The organism is Acinetobacter proteolyticus (assembly GCF_000367945.1).
In the GTDB taxonomy this organism is placed as follows: Bacteria; Pseudomonadota; Gammaproteobacteria; order Pseudomonadales; family Moraxellaceae; genus Acinetobacter; species Acinetobacter proteolyticus.
Genome location: NZ_KB849179.1, coordinates 3,471,059 through 3,490,304, shown reverse-complemented (window position 1 = coordinate 3,490,304; position 19,246 = coordinate 3,471,059). Strand labels below are relative to the sequence as shown.

The 19,246-nt window shown below is 39.6% G+C and carries 20 protein-coding genes; 11 read left to right on the top strand and 9 right to left on the bottom strand.

All coding sequences use genetic code 11. The features are described from left to right. Nucleotides 1-48: 48 nt before the first annotated feature. The 3 genes from F993_RS00900 to yccS all read left to right on the top strand — a co-directional run bounded on the left by F993_RS00900 (nucleotide 49) and on the right by yccS (nucleotide 4,226). Nucleotides 49-1,143, top strand: coding sequence for an AI-2E family transporter (locus F993_RS00900; protein WP_004657563.1), 1,095 nt, complete (start codon nucleotides 49-51; stop codon nucleotides 1,141-1,143). A 108-nt stretch (nucleotides 1,144-1,251) separates the two neighbouring features. Further along, the gene (gene sodC, locus F993_RS00905) at nucleotides 1,252-1,833 is read left to right on the top strand and encodes a superoxide dismutase family protein (RefSeq protein WP_004657562.1); all 582 of its coding nucleotides are present in this window, start codon (nucleotides 1,252-1,254) and stop codon (nucleotides 1,831-1,833) included. A gap of 242 nt (nucleotides 1,834-2,075) precedes the next feature. Continuing rightward, nucleotides 2,076-4,226 (top strand): YccS family putative transporter, encoded by a 2,151-nt coding sequence (yccS, locus tag F993_RS00910; protein WP_004657560.1) that lies wholly within the window; start codon nucleotides 2,076-2,078, stop codon nucleotides 4,224-4,226. Between the two features lie 346 nt (nucleotides 4,227-4,572). Here yccS and craA read toward each other — a convergent pair whose 3' ends face one another. After that, a complete protein-coding gene (gene craA / locus F993_RS00915) occupies nucleotides 4,573-5,808 on the bottom strand; it encodes a chloramphenicol efflux MFS transporter CraA (protein ID WP_407637372.1) in 1,236 nt (411 codons plus the stop codon). Nucleotides 5,809-6,170: 362 nt separating this feature from the next. Beyond that, nucleotides 6,171-6,542: a hypothetical protein gene (locus F993_RS00920; RefSeq protein WP_004657556.1), complete on the bottom strand. Its 372-nt coding sequence runs from the start codon at nucleotides 6,540-6,542 to the stop codon at nucleotides 6,171-6,173. 177 nt (nucleotides 6,543-6,719) lie between these two features. Between F993_RS00920 and F993_RS00925 the strand changes: the two genes are divergently transcribed. From F993_RS00925 to F993_RS00935, 3 genes are all read left to right on the top strand, one after another. Beyond that, nucleotides 6,720-7,595: a DUF4349 domain-containing protein gene (locus tag F993_RS00925; protein ID WP_004657554.1), complete on the top strand. Its 876-nt coding sequence runs from the start codon at nucleotides 6,720-6,722 to the stop codon at nucleotides 7,593-7,595. Between the two features lie 112 nt (nucleotides 7,596-7,707). Further along, entirely contained in the window at nucleotides 7,708-8,298 is a 591-nt protein-coding gene (locus F993_RS00930) for an NAD(P)H-dependent oxidoreductase (protein ID WP_004657552.1), read from the top strand. A 13-nt stretch (nucleotides 8,299-8,311) separates the two neighbouring features. Beyond that, nucleotides 8,312-8,626 (top strand): putative quinol monooxygenase, encoded by a 315-nt coding sequence (locus F993_RS00935; protein WP_004657550.1) that lies wholly within the window; start codon nucleotides 8,312-8,314, stop codon nucleotides 8,624-8,626. Between the two features lie 86 nt (nucleotides 8,627-8,712). On the opposite strand, the gene F993_RS00940 is transcribed toward F993_RS00935, so the two are convergent. Beyond that, nucleotides 8,713-9,477 (bottom strand): nucleotidyltransferase domain-containing protein, encoded by a 765-nt coding sequence (locus F993_RS00940; RefSeq protein ID WP_032812622.1) that lies wholly within the window; start codon nucleotides 9,475-9,477, stop codon nucleotides 8,713-8,715. 136 nt (nucleotides 9,478-9,613) lie between these two features. Between F993_RS00940 and F993_RS00945 the strand changes: the two genes are divergently transcribed. Further along, nucleotides 9,614-10,402, top strand: a complete 789-nt coding sequence (locus F993_RS00945) for a hypothetical protein (RefSeq protein ID WP_004657546.1) — start codon at nucleotides 9,614-9,616, stop codon at nucleotides 10,400-10,402. Between the two features lie 96 nt (nucleotides 10,403-10,498). On the opposite strand, the gene F993_RS00950 is transcribed toward F993_RS00945, so the two are convergent. From F993_RS00950 to F993_RS00970, 6 genes are all read right to left on the bottom strand, one after another. Further along, entirely contained in the window at nucleotides 10,499-11,143 is a 645-nt protein-coding gene (locus F993_RS00950; RefSeq protein WP_004657544.1) for a hypothetical protein, read from the bottom strand. 260 nt (nucleotides 11,144-11,403) lie between these two features. Then, the gene (locus F993_RS00955; RefSeq protein WP_004657543.1) at nucleotides 11,404-11,907 is read right to left on the bottom strand and encodes a hypothetical protein; all 504 of its coding nucleotides are present in this window, start codon (nucleotides 11,905-11,907) and stop codon (nucleotides 11,404-11,406) included. A gap of 5 nt (nucleotides 11,908-11,912) precedes the next feature. Then, on the bottom strand, nucleotides 11,913-12,623 hold the full coding sequence (locus F993_RS20575) for a hypothetical protein (protein ID WP_004657541.1): 711 nt from the start codon (nucleotides 12,621-12,623) through the stop codon (nucleotides 11,913-11,915). Between the two features lie 9 nt (nucleotides 12,624-12,632). Continuing rightward, entirely contained in the window at nucleotides 12,633-13,190 is a 558-nt protein-coding gene (locus tag F993_RS00960; protein ID WP_004657539.1) for a PAAR domain-containing protein, read from the bottom strand. A gap of 18 nt (nucleotides 13,191-13,208) precedes the next feature. Further along, a complete protein-coding gene (locus F993_RS00965) occupies nucleotides 13,209-13,631 on the bottom strand; it encodes a PAAR domain-containing protein (RefSeq protein ID WP_004657535.1) in 423 nt (140 codons plus the stop codon). 249 nt (nucleotides 13,632-13,880) lie between these two features. Continuing rightward, nucleotides 13,881-15,290: an FAD-binding oxidoreductase gene (locus F993_RS00970; protein ID WP_004657534.1), complete on the bottom strand. Its 1,410-nt coding sequence runs from the start codon at nucleotides 15,288-15,290 to the stop codon at nucleotides 13,881-13,883. A 347-nt stretch (nucleotides 15,291-15,637) separates the two neighbouring features. On the opposite strand from F993_RS00970, the gene serA reads away from it, so the two are divergent. The 4 genes from serA to F993_RS00990 all read left to right on the top strand — a co-directional run bounded on the left by serA (nucleotide 15,638) and on the right by F993_RS00990 (nucleotide 19,239). After that, nucleotides 15,638-16,870 (top strand): phosphoglycerate dehydrogenase, encoded by a 1,233-nt coding sequence (gene serA, locus F993_RS00975; protein ID WP_004657532.1) that lies wholly within the window; start codon nucleotides 15,638-15,640, stop codon nucleotides 16,868-16,870. Between the two features lie 103 nt (nucleotides 16,871-16,973). Beyond that, nucleotides 16,974-17,855, top strand: coding sequence for an EamA family transporter (locus tag F993_RS00980; protein ID WP_032812620.1), 882 nt, complete (start codon nucleotides 16,974-16,976; stop codon nucleotides 17,853-17,855). Between the two features lie 16 nt (nucleotides 17,856-17,871). After that, complete coding sequence (locus tag F993_RS00985; RefSeq protein ID WP_004657527.1) at nucleotides 17,872-18,342, top strand: GNAT family N-acetyltransferase; 471 nt, start codon at nucleotides 17,872-17,874, stop codon at nucleotides 18,340-18,342. 39 nt (nucleotides 18,343-18,381) lie between these two features. Continuing rightward, nucleotides 18,382-19,239, top strand: a complete 858-nt coding sequence (locus F993_RS00990; RefSeq protein WP_004657526.1) for an EamA family transporter — start codon at nucleotides 18,382-18,384, stop codon at nucleotides 19,237-19,239. The last annotated feature ends 7 nt before the right edge of the window (nucleotides 19,240-19,246 follow it).

Sequence of the window (19,246 nt, the reverse complement as noted above, 5' to 3'; positions counted from 1 at the left end):
TCAGTTAAGATGGTTTTATTCAATTTCTAGCACTTGAGAAATACTATCGTGCAACAATACGCTCCCATATTACAACGCGTTTTGCTGTTTGGACTGTTCTTTGTCCTGCTCTTTTTGGGATTCAGTATTCTCAAATACTTTATTGTCCCTGTCCTTTGGGCTGCAATTATCGCCTATATGACTTGGCCCGTATATTTATGGGTTCAGCGTCGTTTCTTTGGTGAAAACCGACCTACACTGAATGCGACCCTGATGATTAGCTTGGTGATTATCGTGATTGGTGTACCTTTCATTTGTGCCATCTTTATGTTGCAACTTGAAGGTCGTAATTTATATTTTAATTTACAGCGACAACTGTTTTCAGGCCATGTTCAAGTCCCTGAATTTATCAAAAATCTACCGATTATTGGCAAAGACATCAGTCGTACTGTCAATGAACTGAGTAGTGATCCAAACAGTATTACCAAGAATATTGCCGAATGGATTCAAAGCCATCTCAGCTATGGGCGTTTTGTGTTGAGCGAGATTAGCCGTAACTTGGTCAAACTCACATTTGCACTGATGACCTTATTCTTCTTCTACCGTGATGGGCAAATGATTTTGGCACAAGTGAGTCGTGCCTTGGAAATGGTGATTGGCCCGCGTGTCCATCATTATTTAGATACCATTTCGGAAACGACTCGTGCTGTTGTATACGGCGTTGGCTTAACAGCCGTGGCACAAGCAATTTTGGCTGGCCTCAGCTATTTTGTTGCAGGCGTCCCGAATCCAATGCTGTTGACCATGGTCACCTTTATCTTGGCGCTGATTCCTTTTGGAACACCTGTTTCATATCTTGGGGTAGGCCTATGGTTATTTGCTCAAGGGCAAACCATGGAGGCCATTGGTGTTGTGGTTTGGGGTGTGGTGATTGTGAGTAGCTCGGATAACGTCATTCGTCCACTGGTGATTTCAGGTGCAACCCAGATTCCATTCATCTTGATCATGTTTGGGGTATTAGGCGGTATTGCCAGCTTTGGTCTGGTCGGCCTATTCATTGGCCCAGTGATTTTAGCCATCCTGTTAGCGATTTGGCGTGAATGGCTGCATGAAAATGTCGATGAGCCTGTTGCGGCTTTGGAAGCTCCTCCCGAAAATAAATAGGTTTGTTTTGTTTAATTTTTTGTCATGAATTGATTAATGTTGCTTGCGAGATATCCCTGACTTTGTTTGAATCGTCAAATAAAGATAATTTATAAGGATATCTACGCAATGACTTCAATGCTTCAAAAAATTTCTCTACTGAGCTGTCTGAGTTTAACTATCGTGGCCTGTTCTTCGGTTTCTCTCGATAACAATGCATCTAAAATCCAGACTCAGGCCAGCACAACGGATCAAAAGCAATTAATCCAAGTTTATCAAGTCGATGCCAATGGTGTGGGTGCTTCCATCGGAACCGTCGCATTTCAACAAACCCCTAAAGGCTTACTCATTACGCCAGCACTTTGGAAACTTTCTCCTGGTGAACATGGTTTCCACATCCATGAAAACCCATCCTGTGAAGCGGCACTAAAAGATGGAAAAATGGGCGCAGCCTTGGCCGCAGGCAGTCATTTAAACCCTGAAAAAGTTGCGCATCATGGTACACCTGAAACGGGCCACTTAGGTGATTTACCGGTATTGGTGGTGAATGATAAAGGCTTTGCAACTACTCCCGTAATTGCACCACGTTTAAAACTGGCTGATATTCAAAATCGTGCGATTATGATCCATGTCGGTGGAGACAATTATTCGGATACACCTAAGCCATTAGGCGGTGGTGGTGACCGTATTGCATGTGGTGTGATTAAGTAATCTAAATACTGTGGGTATCTTCCGAGTTATCCACAGTTGCTTTGCTTTTAGTCATTTTTTATATGTTCTTTCATCTCATTATAACAAAATCCAACTGAGCACGATTTTTGCATCTGATCTATTATTTGAAAAATCATGCAAATATTGATGCTAAAAAATAGTACTACTTGTTGGTTAACAGTGCTTTCCTTTGGGAAATTTATTTGTATGATGAATCCAGAACATATTCAAGAATAAGAATCGTGAAAAATTTATCCCGCCTGTTCAATCGCTTTCGCTCCAACTCAATTGTTCTTTATTGCCTACAAATCCTGATCGTGCTTTGCGGTACAACATTAGGTTTATATCAACTTGGTCTCGGGCAACTGATTGTTCCTGTCACCTTAGGCGCAATTGCGACCGCACTGACCGACTTTGATGATCGTCTCAGTATCCGTTTACGTAATCTGATCTATGTCTGCGTGCTGTTCTTTATAGTCAGTACCATTTTAGAGTTTCTCGCCCCCTATAAGTTTTGGTTTATTGTCTATCTCAGTCTCTCCAGTGCAGCACTGGTCATGATGGGTGCGCTTGGGCAACGCTATGCCACCATTTCCTTCGGTACGATTTTACTTTCGATCTATACCATGTTTGGTTTAGGAGAATATTCAAATTGGTATCAGCAACCGAGTTATTTTGTATTGGGTGCTTTGTGGTACGGACTGACCTCGATCTTATTTTTTGTTATTCGCCCAACCTTGCCTTTACAAGAAAAGGTCTCCACTATTTTTCAGGATCTTGCTGAATTACTACAAGCCAAATCACGGTTATTCGACCCAGATAATATTGATAATGTTGAAACACTGCTATTCGAACTTTCTCACAAAAATAGCCAAGTGGTCAGTAGCCTGAATCAAGCCAAGAACTCCTTACTGACCCGCTTAAAAGCATCTCGCGTTAACAACACCAGTATTTATTGGCTGAACTTATATTATTTTGCCCAAGACATGCATGAACAGGTCACGTCCAGTTATCTGCATTATGAAAAAATTCATCAGAACTTTAGCCGCAGTGATTTGATCTTTCGTATTCAAAAAAATATGCAGCTTCAAGCCTTGGCATGTCATGATTTAAGCCGAGCGATCTTAGATCATCAAAGCTATCAGCCCCGTGAATCTGCCAGTAAAGCATTAGAAAATCTAGAATTGTCGATGCGTGATTGGGTGCAACAACATCCGCATAATCTTGAAGTTAAAAATCTGGAATTGATCCTCAATAATTTAAAGAGTGTGCATGAGCAGTTTGCTCAACTGCAACTTAATCAAAATATTGAACAGCTTTCACCTCAGCAACATCAAGATCATTTGAACTTACTTGATGATGATATTCAGGGTGTGCAGGATTTAATTTTAAAAATCAAACAGCAGCTCAGTCCGCAATCGGCGCTGTTCCGTCACGCGGTGCGTTTGGCTGTGATCTTTGCAGTGGGTTATGCCATTTCCTTATTGCCCTTTGCTCAAAATGGCTACTGGATTTTACTCACCAGTTTATTTGTTTGCCAAATCACCTACTTTGCCACCAAAAGTCGTCTCAAACTCAGAACCATCGGCACTTTACTCGGGGTGTTATTAGGTATCCCCATTCTTTATTTTGTGCCAAGTATTGAAGGCCAGTTGCTATTAACCGTTATCTGTGGGGTCTCATTTTTCTATTTAAGACAGAAGAAATATGCACTTGCCACGGTCATGGCTACTTTGATGGTGTTATTGATTTTTAACTTAAAAGGAGCGGGTTTTAGTATTATCCTGCCACGCATTATTGACACTTTTATTGGTTGTGCAATTGCATGGCTGGCGGTCAATTTTATTTGGCCCGATTGGAATTTCCGCAATATCTCCAGCAACATCAAGAAAAATAATCAAACCACCTTCGATTATTTTCATGTGGTGGTACAGCAATATCATCAAGGGCGTGAACTCGATCTGGAATACCGAACCACTCGACGTGCCGCACACAATGCCCAGGTCGAGCTGTCGAATATGATCTCAAGTCTGAGTACTGAACCGCAGCCCAACCAAGAACTCATTCAATATGCCTTTCGCTATTTGGTCTATAGCCATAGCCAACTCAGTTATGTCTCGGCCTTGGGACATCAACGGGAGAAAATTGAAGATCAGGCGTTATTGGAATTACTAGATGAAATTGAGAATGTGCTCAAGCAAAGTCTGATCGAACAAGCCGCTATTCCGCAACAGCAAGTAGAACGCTTGCTCGAAGAGATTGAGATCTTAAACCAACAACATCAGGTCTCTGCAAAGCACCCGTTGCTGTTAAAACAAATGAGCCTGTTACTCGAAACTTTGCCTGAGTTAGTCCTATTAAAAAACAAACTGCTTGCCTTAGAAATTAAGTGAGCGTAATGAGTGCAAGTAAAACTGAAATCAGCTAAAAATATGATACTCGGAAGTGTCATCTGCAACCTGCGGAATATCTATAATATACTGTTTTTGCAATACTATTCTTCAGATGAAAGAAGTGAATAGGTTTTGCAGATGACAATGGTTTTGCCTACTTTTCCCGAAAGAAAAGTAGGTCGAACCTGAACGATGTTGAAATATATTTCAACTGAAGAGCAAGACGCAGTGGTTTATCCTAAACTAAGGTGAGAGCTCGGGACGACACCGTTAGGATTACTCACATCGCAAATGTTGGAAATGAATTTCATTAAATTCAAGCTAAATAAACCCTATAAACCTAAGCTTAATTCAACCCGTCTTGCTGACGTGCCAGCATATGTTGTTTCAAGGCATGACGTGGCGAACTAAACCAGAATAAAATCAAGACCAAACTGGCTAAAGCAAAGGCCCAAATATGGAAATGCGTATATAGCACCCGAACCAATTCAATCACGACAAAATAACTCACCATCATCAACATCGAGACTGCCGCTGCGACTGTTCCTTTTGAGACTTCCGAAGACATCAGTGCAAAACGGTACATCACCGAGAAGCTAATCCCCTCGCCCAAACTGATTAAGGTCATACCAATCAATAAACAAGGCACCAAATAGCTTTGCCAAATGACACCGAGCAGCAAGAATGCTGTACCCAATAACATGATCGGCAAACCAAATAGAATGGTTTGACCTAGCGGGAAACGATCAATAATCTTGATCAGAATGATATTGCCTGCAATTAAGCCAAAGAACACAGGGAACTGTGCCAAGCCATATTGCACACTGCTCAATTTCAGCTCATCAACCAAAATAATCGGTGATAAGGCAATCCATAGCATCAACGGCATCCCCACCATCGGTAAGGCGATGCTTAAACCCAAGAAGCGACGGTTACTCAATACCTTTTTAAAGTCATCAAAGATATAACTAAAAGGCTGTTTCGGTTGTTTACGGCTTTCTTGGGTCGCAGGCATAAATTTCTTTAAGCCAAACCAACTGATAAAAGACACCGCGGCAATGGCGACGAAGCCCCAATGCCATGACACATAATCAATCAGGAATGCCCCCAATACAGGGCCTAGTAAAGGTGCCAATAGAGAAATATTTGCCATCAGTGCCATAACTTTGATCGCATCACGCTCTTCAAAGGTTTCTTGAATGGCTGCATAACCGACCGCAGAAATGACGCTCAGCCCCATTCCCTGCAAAAAACGCAGTGTCAGGAACTGTTCAATATTATGGGTCAGTAATATCAGCAAACAGCATAGCGTAAAAAATGCCACACCGGCCAAGAGCACTTTTTTACGCCCGAGACGATCCGAAAGCGGTCCCAACAGCCAAGCAACACTAGCGCCACCCAACAAATAAAATGACATTGACGACGGTGCCCACGTTGCACTAACTGCAAATTGTTCTGTAATCGACAACATCGCAGGTTGAATCAAGTCATTACCGATATAAACTGAAAATTCAAATAGCACTAAAGCTAAAGGAAACATGAGCGTTATACGGTTTAACGTCATGTTCTGATTATTCGTCATCATGTTTTATTCACAAAAATAACCAACTCGTGTTCGTCCCATTTTTCAGCAAGAAAAATAGGCCCATCACCACAAGGTTTTATGGCTTAGATTTAAATTAAATTTTGATTCCATGCTGTGAGCCAGCATGTGATAAATGTGAAAACACCGTATTCACTGGGTGTATATAAGAAAAACAATTTATTTACGTGAGATTGGTAAATGTTTTACCGTTTGGCTAAATTGCCACGCGCAACTGTAGCACTTTTTAAAAATGACCGCAATTTAAACAGCCGATAACGATCATATTGAGATGTGCATAACCAAAAAGTTATCCACATCTTTGCTGATATTTTAGACGCAGCTCTGAATAAAATCCGTCCTTATGGGCAGAGATCAAATTGGAAAGTCTCGGTATTCTCGCCTCTGGCACATTGATAGCTTTGCTTTTTATTGACCACTTTCCAAACATCTTGATTTCGTTTCAGTTGATATTCTGTCCGTACCGCGATCACAGAGTCATCTAATTGTGCTTGCTCAACCGTGACCTGTGCATCGGTTGGATTCTCGGCACTGTTAAATTGTTGATCTATTTTTAAATTGCTGTCTGCATGAAATAGATCGGGCTGATCCGATAAAATTGCATGCATTACCGTACTCTTTTGCACTTCAGCTTGCTGCTGTGAGGGTGCTGTTGGTTGATTACATGCTGTGAGGAATAAAGCAGATCCCAAGATCATCGCAATTTTATGCATTTTGTACCCATCCAATCCATTTACTCATCTATGCTACTATGCAAAACTGAATGGCCACGCAACAAAATGTATGTGGCATACATTAAATTTGTTGTCATTATTCGATGATGATCATAACAAATGATTAAAAAAACACAGTTTATAACATCAAAATCACCTTAGTTTGGACATGCCGATATGTCAGATTTAGCAAAAAATTTAAGCATTATTTTAATCTTGGGCAGCACTTTAGCTGCCTGTTCCAAACATCCTGACAGTGCAGCAAGCGATGCTGCAGTTGCAACTGAAAGTGCGGCAATGGATAGTACTGCTGTTCAAGAAAATGCCGTTCAAAATCCAGAGCAATTGCTCAGCAATCAACAAAGTGCTTTGGAACAAAATCGCCAATTGGTGAAAAGCGCACAATTACAATTTGAAGTGAAAGATGTATTAAAAACCACATCAGCACTGGAACAGCAGTTATTGCAATACAATGGTTATATCGAAGAAAAGCAGATTAATTATCAAGTCAGTGACCGATCTGAACGTGACCGTATTGATGGCAGTGTCGATATTTATGAAAAGATCACCCCCACCGTGCAACTCACGGTACGTATCCCTAATGCACAGGTGACTAGCTTTTTAAATAATTTATTGCCACTCATGCTCAACTTTAATAGCCAGAGCTATGAAGCCAAACGTTATGAATTAAAATTGCTCGAAGAAAAGCTGAATACTGCCAATCAAAGTAACAGTGGATCAAATGCAGTGAACAATCAGCTGCAACAACTGACCAATTTAGAAGTCAAAGACCGCTTGGCCTATAGCACCATTCGACTGGAATTCTTCCAGCAATCACAAGTGCGTAAAAGCCATGATCTCAATATCAACCGTATTGCCACCTTAGACAGTGATCCGTTATTCAGCCGAATTTGGGAAGCGATTAAAGTGGGATTATATGGCTTTAGAGAAACTCTCATTTGGCTGGTGATGCTGTGGCCGTTGTATGTAGCGATTGCGATTTTATGGGGAGCTCGTCGTTGGTATAAGGCTAAAAAATCAAAAGCTGAATAGTTTAATTGTTGATTTTTGATCAAGAGTATTTTGCTCATTTATGCATTTTTACTCATGAATAGATTTTCTAAAATGCTTTCCAGTTTTTAGAGATTTATTTTTGAGTAATCGCATGAGCAATATTTTAATTATTAATGGCGCCAAACAGTTTGAACATTCGAATGGTGAGTTAAATGACACCTTAACCGAGTTTTCTCAAGCACATCTAAGCACCTTAGGTCATCAGGTACAAGTTACGCGTACCGATAGTGACTATGACATTCAAGCCGAAATTGCCAAATATCTATGGGCAGATGTGGTGATTTACCAAATGCCAGGTTGGTGGATGGGCGCACCGTGGACCATGAAAAAATACATCGATGATATCTTTACCATCGGACATGGCTCGCTTTATGCCAGTGATGGCCGTAGTCGTTCGGATGCCTCTAAAAAATATGGTTCGGGTGGTTTAATCCAAGGTAAAAAATACATGTTGTCTTTGACATGGAATGCACCGATGGAAGCCTTTACCGATCCGGACCAGTTCTTCCACGGTGTTGGTGTCGATGGCGTTTATTTACCTTTCCATAAAGCCAATCAATTCTTGGGTATGGACTCACTGCCAACATTTATCGTGAATGATGTCATCAAGGCGCCAAATGTGCCAAGTTATATCGAAGCGTACAAAACACATTTAGACCAGCTTTTTGCAGCAAGCCATTAAGTGAGAAAATAAGATGCTAACCATTATTGCTGAAATTTATACGCATGCAGGCACTGAACATCGCCAAGCAGTTTTAGATGCCTTTGAAAAAATTATTCCAACCGTTCTGGCAGAAGATGGTTGTCATGGCTATGAGCCTTTGATTGATCATCTTCCTACGATTGCGATGCAGGAAACGAATGAAAATACGATTGTCATGTTAGAGAAATGGCAAAGTACTGCTCATTTAGAAGCCCATATGCAAACTACCCATATGCAGCAGCATTTTGAAGCAACCAAAGACCATGTAGCCGATGTAAAAATCCGTATTCTAAACAGCGGGATTTAACAGATAACCCCATACATCTGAGTCCGACAAAATATAAAATCATTGTATCTTTAAGTCGAACTCAGCTGATGAGTAAACGCATTGTTCTACTGATAGTAATGCTGTTTTAAATGACGGCTATAATCGGTTAAATAGGCTTCCAAACTGGCACGACGATCTGCCTTCGGCATCGACTTTGCTGCCAGTTGCTCTATCTTGCTTTGCAACAGTTGAAGAATCGCAGCTTGTTCCGCTTGGGGTAGTTGTGCTTTTTCTTGCTGCTGCTTTTTAATTTCCAGATAGTCTTCTGCCCAATGCCGTAATGGATCATTTACATCCACTTGCGCAAACAGATCGGTAATCAATAATTCAGGCATCTGCTCTTGGGTTGCCAATTCTGCTGACATCAAGCCGCGAATCGAATAAAATACTTTTTTATAGGTAAAGTTATCTGCGGTTTGCATCACTTTCATGCCACCATTCGCCAATGATAAATAGTGGTGATACAGCGCACTATAGTCAATTCGCTCAAGCAATTCATCACGAAAGATTTGCCATTCTGGAAAGGCATTAAAATACACAATATGTGCTCTGACCCACTCCAAAACAGTAGGATTACTTTTTGCCAGTAACCCAAACATTTTATCGAGGTCATAAGAGACAAAATCAAAATCACCATCCATGATCTCGATCAAGTCACGATGTTTTTTATAATCAAAATATTGGTCTTTACTCGGTAGATGAAAACCGCGTACATCGTAGTCACTGTCAGGACTGGTCATGCCCCATAAACGGCTACCACTTTCAATATAAAATAGTGGGATGTCTTGGCGTTGTTCGAATAATTTTTCGATTTCGTGATGGATATTCATTGCGATGACTTCATTATTTAAAAATTTATACTTGTGAGAGACAATACTCTTTTCTACCGTACTCATTAATTTGATTTTAAAAAAATTATCGTTTGATAAAATCAATCTCTATTCAATATAACAAATAGGATCATGCATGCAACTGACTTATGCGGGACAGGTTTTCTTGGTGGTGGTTGCGATCTTGTGTGTCTGGTCTTTTGTGCTGACAAAGTTTTGGCTAAAACGTTTAGCTAAGAATCGCAACAGCAGTAAGTTTGAATTTGCTTATTTATTTGTTGTGGTGTTTAGCATCAGCTCCCTATTTTTCCCTTTTACTTATTGGGTGTCGCAAGCTGTATATGGTTTAGCAACCAAACCGAGCTACGATGCAACTATCGTGAGCTATAGCTCTGAATGGGTCGATACCGAACGTACAGATTCCAACGGGCGTAAATACAAAACCAAAACCTTAATGCATACGGCTCAGGTGCAATTCAAAGATGATCAAAACAGAACATTGGTCTTGGACAATTCAGTCCGTTCTGGCGATGTACCTGTGGTCGGAGACCATATTCAAGTGGTTTATGAGGCAGGTGATCAGTCTGCTCAAGAAAAGAGTTGGCGCACAGGTTTACTGTTTGCCGCTACCCTATTTATGCTGTTTATTATGGGCTATATCTTGGTCATGATTATTGCCTATGCTTTGAATCGGAATATGCAGGCTTACAAAGCCTTTACTAACGTCTTAATTTTTAGAATTACCCTTCCACTCGGCACAATGGCGATGTTTGGGATGCTGTCTTATTCGGTTTTTGCTTATTTCTTTTTGGGCAATCCACAGAATATACCTGTCTGGGCTGTTGCGATTTGCAGCTTCTTTTCACTCTGTCTTTTACCACTGATTTATCATATTTTGACAGGTTGGAAAGCGTATAAGAAATAAAAAAAAGCGAAGATCGTCCAAATAAAGGAATGAAAAAGGAAATGGATCACTCCTAACCTAAACATAGGTGGGTTATGAGCTGTAGAATATAAATGGTTAATTTAAAACAATCTTTTTACTTTTTATATTATAGATAAAAGTCGTAGTAAATTTATTGGAGTCGACACCTACTCCTATGTCACTATTATTCTTAATAAAAAAACTAGATAAATCTGAATAAGCAACCCTTTTTTTATTCTCAATTAGGCTTTGTAGTGTCATATCAGCACAGTAATCAGGTAGAGATTTTTTTACGGAAAGGCAAGGTGAAATAAAACTATTTATACTCTTCAATACATCATACTTAGAAATTTTTTTATCTTTAAGATATTCTGAAAGACTTAGCTCCTTTTTATTGGAGAGACTCAGTGTGTAATATTTATTAAAGTATCTTTCTGTTGAGTTGCTGATGTTATAATTAATTGAAAAACTTAATATATCCTCATTCTGAAATAGTTTTTCAAAACTAATTTCTGTAGGGTACTGCTCATCTTCTCTATCAAAATTGGTTGCAATAAATTTAGAAATAGAATTATTAATCTCTTTAAATTGTTTTCCTTTTATTGATGGATATGAACCACTTAATTGAAGATTATGGCTTGGCATAATATGGTTTCTAATTAGCTCATTATTTGTTTTTGTATGCCCTATAGTTATGTATGAAAAAAACATAAATATTAAACTGAATACTTTAAACTTCATGCTGCTTTCCAAAAAATAGTATGGCCTGCTGTTACTTTGGCAGTTAGTGATTTGCTAACGTTGCTACCCGTGTTGTATTCAGAGTTTTAAAAATATCAATAGGAATCACTGTTAGAGTTTCTCGGACACAACAGAACGTGCTCTAAAATTCTAAAATATGAGAAAATTTATCTGAATGAAAGAGACAAAAGAAGTTAAAAGAGCCCCAACTAAGCAAGATTGAGGCATGAGTTGGGGATGTTATAATCACAAATTATTGTTTACTTTAATGTTAAGCATTTTAGCTGGTTTAAATGGTCTTTATCCTCATTAAGTCTTTTAATGTAGAGAGGTTGGAACTCTAAAGATTTCTCAGTATCTTCTTGAATACTCTGAGGAGTTTTTTTCAAATCTATAATTCCTGTATATTTTTTAACAAACTTATTCATAATACATAGACCATCTATTGCTTCTAATGATATGTATTTATTAACGCTAATATCATTCTTGAAGCTATCATGATCCATTTCATAATTACCTATTAATGAATCCACCTTACGAATGGTATATATAAATAATTCATTATTTATTTCTGATTTATTATCAATAGTATTATATGCCGTTACATATAATCTTCGTGATTGACTTATATCATCTGAAATAGCAGTAGTTCTAGATTTAAGTACATCACTAATTTCATTTTCACGCTCTTTTTGGCTTATATCATTTGCATGACTACACCCTACTAAAGCTATACTAAATAATAAGATTGCTGAATAATTCATTAATTCTACCAATTCTTTGTATCAATGCTTTCATTTTCTTCGGAGATTGGAACTTGGTAACCATATTCTGTTCGACACAGTTCATAGGCTTTTCTATTCCATTTTTTATTGAAGATCATTTGATAGAGCCGATGCCCAATCATTAATGCACCTCTATTACTTCTATTGTTCGTAGCTAGTGCGATGTATCTTGCTTTATCAAAAATACCATATCCTGCGGGAGTTAGCTTTATAATATCTTCTAGATTCTTATAGTGTGCTGTGACTCGGATATCAAAACTATCTTTTAAAAGTTCTGTCGCAGCAATAAGTGCTTTATCTCTAGAAATTTTATATAGATAAGTAGAAAAGCGTAGATACATCAATGTGTGAAAGTATTCTGTGTAAATTAATCCAGGATTACTTTTTTCTATTTCCTTTAGATCAAACTCAAGACCAAAACGTAAAGCCATATCATACTCGAAAGGCTGTCTATTCTTGATATGATCCCAAAGATGCTGCGGAATACAAAAAGTATAAGGTACTATTTTTCTTACTTTTATTAGATTTTCCCAACCACTACATGCTGTCAAATATCCATCATCTGCTCTACATAAATTGGTAGTTTCTTTTAGGTTTATTCGACTTGATGCTTCGGAATTTATAGGTGTTTTATCATAGTTTGAATGAAAAATTATTCGACCTTCATTACTACTAACTCGATTACTGCTTCCCATATATAACCCTTATAGCTCGTCTAATGGTTTTGATAGATCTACAGTGATTAGCTGAACTGATTCTGGAGAGTATTCGCTTTCATAAAGAGCAGTCATTCCCTGTTTATTTGTATATCCTTTTACGAGCAAACTACCAGTTTCTTTACTATAAATTTCATATAGCATTTCAGAGATTCCTTCCTCTGTTTCCTCATCTACAATTTTAAACTGAATCTTATGAATTTCTTTAGATGGGGTCCCTACAAGAGAATTTTGCAAAGGTGTTAGAGGTGATGATGATATTGGAGAATAGTTAGCTCCTTGGCTTTCTCCCACAACATGAGATTGTTTCGGTAAAATTTTAGCACCACAAGTAAGCTGATCACCGACATAAGCAACAGCTTTGTCATCAAGAATAATATGATCATGACTTTTAATAATCTTTGACCAACATTTACATTTAGGGCAAAAATGGCCATCACCTGCTACCAAAAATAAGTTACCCATTTGAGAGGTTCTCATTTGGGTTGCAGGAATGATACCACCATGATTTGTCATCGAGTTATGAATTGCAAAGCCTACAGCCATGATTGTCTCCTAAGAAATTTAGTCATGACTGAGAAAACCTTGAGGGATTTCTTGATCAGCATACAAACGATACTCAAATACTGATTGTAGGCTTTCAATGATTTCATCACCATTTTCTAAGCGGCTACCAACAAGTGCAATGTCATATCCTTCAATTGCCCCTGCCTCGCCAGCACCCGAAATAATTTTAGAAGTTGTTCCATCCTCATAAATGGCTTCATCACCAACAACAGCAATAAGATGACCTTGTACTTTAATTTTTTGATTAATCATTGCTCTGATTAATCCACCATTTTTTGTTTTAGAACCATGTGTCGCTGCAAAGAACTTTTTATGCTTCTGTTTATTCATAAACTCTTGTTCAGCAGCAATACGTTCTTGGATTTCCTCTACAGATAAATTGGATACTTCATCTTGAGATAAATGTTTTTTAGGATTCACTTATATATCCTCATTCTTATTTAATTGAACAATTAATATTAAATACATTATTTTTCTTTATTTATTCAATAAAAACCATATACAACACTTATAATTGGCATGTAATGTCAACAAATAATGATAATTAAGTTTATATGTTTACATTTTGTATTATAAGAAAAAGTACGGCATTAACTTTTGATTTACAGAAAATAAAAAAGCGCATCTTTCGATACGCTTTTAACAGAGCTTCTTTTATTTAATCAAGCATTAAAGATCAAATAATTTTCCTGGGTTCATAATCCCATTCGGGTCAAACGCCAACTTCAATGCTTTCATATATTCAATTTCTTCAGGTGAACGTGAATATTCCAAATATGGCTTCTTGGTCATGCCCACACCGTGCTCGGCAGAGATCGAACCATCATATTTTTTCACGGTCTCAAACACGTATTTATTCACCACCTGACACTTGGCAAAGAACTCATCTTTGGTCAAGTTTTCAGGTTTTAGAATATTTAAGTGCAAGTTGCCGTCACCAATATGACCAAACCAGCAGATTTCAAAGTCAGGATAATTATCTTGAACAATTGCATTAATCTCACGAATAAATGCAGGTACGTGGGTAATTAATACTGAAATGTCATTTTTGTATGGAATAAACGGCGCAATTGATTCCGAAATATCTTCACGTAAACGCCATAAGCTTTCGACTTGATCAAGGCTCTGGCTCATCACGCCATCCAGCACCCAACCTTGTTCCATACAATGCTCAAAAATCTGCATTGCCTTGTCGACAATCGGCTCATACGGCGCTTCAAACTCAAGCAATACGTAGAACGGGCACTGTGTTTCAAATGGACGTTGTACATGACCACGGTCGAGTACTTTTTGCATCGCAAGTTCACCAAAGAACTCAAATGCGGTTAAGTCGATATCTTTCTGGAAAGCATGGAGTACCGGCATCACGGCATCAAAATCAGGCACACCGAGAACCAATACCTGTAAATTCTGTGGCTGACGCTCAAGTTTGATTTCAGCTTCTGTCACTAGGCCCAGCGTACCTTCACCACCAATAAACAAGTGTTGTAGCGAATAACCTGTCGCATTCTTAATCATGCCTTTGTTTAAACGCAGCACATCACCCTTACCTGTCACCACCGTCAAGCCAAGTACCCAGTTACGAGTCATGCCGTACTTGATGACTTTAATACCGCCGGCATTGGTGCCGATGTTACCGCCAATCTGGCTTGAACCCGCTGAAGCAAAATCGACTGGATAGTACATGCCTTGTTCTTCGGCATAATTCTGTAATTGCTCAGTCACCACACCTGCTTGTACGCGTACCATACGATCCGCTGGGTAGAACTCAAGAATCTGGTTCATCTTGTCAAAGCTAATCACGATCTCGCCATTGGTTGCGACCGCGCCCGCAGAAAGGCCGGTACGACCGCCCGATGGGGTAATCGCGATATTAAATTGATTGGCAAGTTTAACAATGGCCTGAACTTGTTCAGTGCTTGAAGGGAAAACGATGACTGATGGGTTCGGATCAAAATGTTTGGTATGATCTCGTCCCCAATTTTCCAAACTGTCGGCATCGGTTTTAATTCGGTTTTCACCCACAATTGCCGTTAATTGGGTCAATAACTCAGGTGTTAAAGCGACTGAAGCATTCATCGTTTACAGGCCTAGCAAGAAGTAAAGATAGAGCATTTGAATAACAACACAATATTTTTCAATATCTTAAAATGGTGTATTCAACATATAGAAACTCGGCAGAACAGCGCAAACCTGGTGTTTTCAGATTTGACTATCAGATCTCTGCATTTTACATAGAAGCAGGCACGGGATAAAGCTTAGGATAAAGATACTGTAATAACAAAATGTGTATAACCAATAAAATTCAGCTTCAACTGAAAAATTATCAATAATTCTGCTGTGCTAATTTTAAACCAAATATTTATATCTCAAAGCTCTATGCTATAGTACTGCAACTAAATTTTGGCCTTTGTAGCGGAGCCGTAATGAGCCAACATCTATCACTACCTAAAGACAAAATCCGTTTCCTTCTGTTAGAAGGTGTGCATCAAAACGCCATCGATACTTTAAATGCAGCGGGTTATACCAACATCGATTATCACAAAACTGCGCTTGAAGGCGATGCTTTAAAAGAAGCAGTTAAAGATGCTCACTTCATTGGTATTCGTTCCCGTACGCAATTAACTGAAGAAATCTTTGAAGCTGCGAACAAACTGATCGCAGTCGGTTGCTTCTGTATTGGTACCAACCAAGTCGATTTAAAAGCGGCGATGTCTCGTGGTATCCCTGTATTCAACGCACCGTATTCAAATACACGTTCGGTTGCAGAATTAGTTCTTGCTGAAACAATTCTGTTGCTTCGTCGTGTACCTGAAAAATCGAAAGATACACATGCGGGCGGTTGGAATAAAGCTGCGGTGGGTTCATTTGAAACTCGTGGTAAGACTTTAGGTATCGTCGGTTACGGCTCGATCGGTTCACAACTTTCTGTTTTAGCAGAAAGCTTAGGTATGAAAGTCATCTATTTTGATGCTGTGACTAAATTACCATTAGGTAATGCACGTCAAGTTGGCTCTTTAGATGAACTTTTAGAAACTGCGGATGTGGTAACGCTACACGTTCCAGATGTTCCGTCTACGCGTAACTTCTTCAAGAAAGAACAATTCGCGAAAATGAAAAAAGGCTCAATCTTCTTGAATGCTGCACGTGGTACATGTGTAGTGATCGAGGATTTAGCAGATGCAATTAAATCAGGTCACATCGCGGGTGCAGCGGTTGACGTATTCCCGAAAGAACCAAAAGCCAATGGTGAAGAGTTCCTATCTCCACTCCGTGGCTTAGACAACGTGATCTTAACCCCACACGTGGGTGGTTCGACCATGGAAGCGCAAGCAAACATCGGTTTAGAAGTAGCTGAAAAATTCGTTGCGTATTCAGACAAAGGGATGACCCTTTCTGCGGTGAACTTCCCAGAAATCGCATTACCACTTTCTGATGGTCAGCACCGTTTGCTTCATATCCACAAAAACGTTCCGGGTGTGTTATCGAAAATCAACACATTGTTTGCTGAACAAGGCATCAACATCTCTGGTCAGTCGTTAATGACGAAAGGTGATATCGGTTACTTGGTGATGGATGTTGATGCATCTGCATCTCAAGAAGCACTTGATACTTTGAACCACGTTGAAGGCACCATCCGCGTTCGCGTATTGTTCTAAGCAATATTTAGAATAATGTCGAAAAAGCCACAGTTGATGCTGTGGCTTTTTTATGGGCGTTTGACTTATTATGTGAATATTATACCAACTGTTAAATAATAAAATGTCTACCCCAATGCTGAAAACACCACTACATGCTTTATTGCTGTTGATGATTGCCATGTTGTGTGTGCAAGGCAGTGGTTCCTTGGCCAAAATTCTATTTCAAAGCTTTCCTGTATTAACCGTTTCCGCTATGCGCCTATTTTTTGGTGCGATCATATTGGCGGTGATTTTTAAAATCTGGACCATCAATTTTAAAGTGGTGCGCTGGAAAGCCATTCTCACTTATGGGGTGGCACTTGCAGGCATGAATGCGCTGTTCTATTTATCACTAGAACGCTTACCGCTCGGTCTTGCCGTTGCCTTTGAATTTATTGGGCCTTTAAGCGTCGCGCTGTATCATGCTCGGCAGAAATATGACTTCATCTGGGTTGGCTGTGCCATTCTGGGCTTAATGTTGCTCTTTCCTTTGCAACAGGCACAACAAGGTCTCGACATGCTTGGCGTATTCTTTGCCATCAGTGCAGGTGCGTGTTGGGCACTGTATATTATTGCAGGACAAAAACCATCGGGCATCTCAGGCAACCATACTGTTTGCTTAGGTATGTCAATTGGTATGCTCTGTCTACTCCCTTTCGCGCTCTTCTCAGGAGCAGTCGATCGGGTGTTTGAACTGCCGAATTTATATTATTTTATTGGCCTTGCGATATTAGCCAGTGCCTTACCGTTTACCTTAGAAATGATTGCGCTGCGCAGTTTAACCCCGCTGAGTTTTGGTACCTTGATGAGTCTGGAACCCGCGGTTGCTGCACTCTCAGGCTTTATCTTCCTTGGTGAAGTGTTGCTTTGGAATCAATGGCTAGCATTGGGCACCATTATCATTGCCTCGATTGGCTGTACCTTTACCACGCAACAGGCTCGACAGCAAAAAGAGGCTGGATAATCAGGGTATTCTGTATATGCAAGAATATTTAGAACTCACCTTAATCACCTTAGAAGGCTTATCTGAACAAGCAGGCAAGCCGATTGATCACGCTTCCTATTTAACCTCATTAATTAGCGCTTCAAATCAAGGTTATCTATTTGAGTATCGAAAAAAGCAGCAATTATTAGGCTATTTCACTGTTGAAAAATTAGAAGGACAACACTGGTTTGTTCCTATGTTCGTGATCCACCCTAATTATCGAAACAAAGAAGTTTTTGCTGCTCTGATGACACAGTTCATTCAATTTATTGAAGATCATCAGGTTGCAACACTGACCAGCCATGCTTTAAAAAATAATGACCCATCTTTAAAATTCCATAAACGCTTAGGCTTTACAATTATTCGTGAAAATCAGATCGCTTTTGAGCTTAAGCTTGAAATCAACGATGAGATTAAAAACAAATGGTGCTCAATCTTTGCACTACGGATAGACGTTCATGAATAAATATCCCAGCTCTTCCATCTACATGACATGGCTATCAACATGAAAAATATCCAGTTAATCGCCGTGCTATACATGGTGTTGTCCATGTTGTCCTATCAAATCAGCGCATCCTTTGCCAAGCAATTGATTGCCACACTTGATCCACTCACGGTGACCATTTTAAGACTGTGTTTTGCGACCATTCTGGTCGCGATCATGTTCCGTTCATGGAAAATCATTTCCAAATTGAAAGAACTGAAATGGCGAGATTTACTCTGTTATAGCGCAGCCTTAGGGTGTATGAATATTCTGTTCTACACCTCTTTGGGTAAGTTACCTCAAGGCATTGCGGTGGGCTTAGAGTTTATTGGCCCTTTGGGTTTGGCGTTACTCTCGATTAAACAGCGTAGTGATTATATTTGGGTGGCATTTGCAATTTTAGGCATTGCTTTGATGGTACCGTGGCACGATGCTCAAGCACAGCATTTCTCCTATATCGGTGCAGCATGTGCGCTGGGTGCAGGGTTCTTTTGGGCCTTGTATATATATTACGGACATCGTGTAGTACAGCAAAATATTGGTATGCATGCCTTGACCATTGCCATTGGTTTATCCGCACTAACCTTACTGCCCTTCGGGCTATGGAATAATGCGCCTGTACTGCTAGATACCCAGTATTGGGGCAAAGCACTGGTGATTGCCCTACTGGCAACTGCGATTCCTTATGCCTTGGATTTAATGGCACTCAAACGTCTGACTAAGCTCAGTTATGGGACGCTTTCTAGCCTTGCACCTGCATTAGCGGCCTTAGCTGGTCTGGTGCTACTGCATGAGCGAATTAGCTTAATTCAGTGGGTGGCTTTGGCTTGTATTATGGTGGCTTCGATTGGTGTTACTTTACGCGGAGGGAAAGCATAATTTTTAA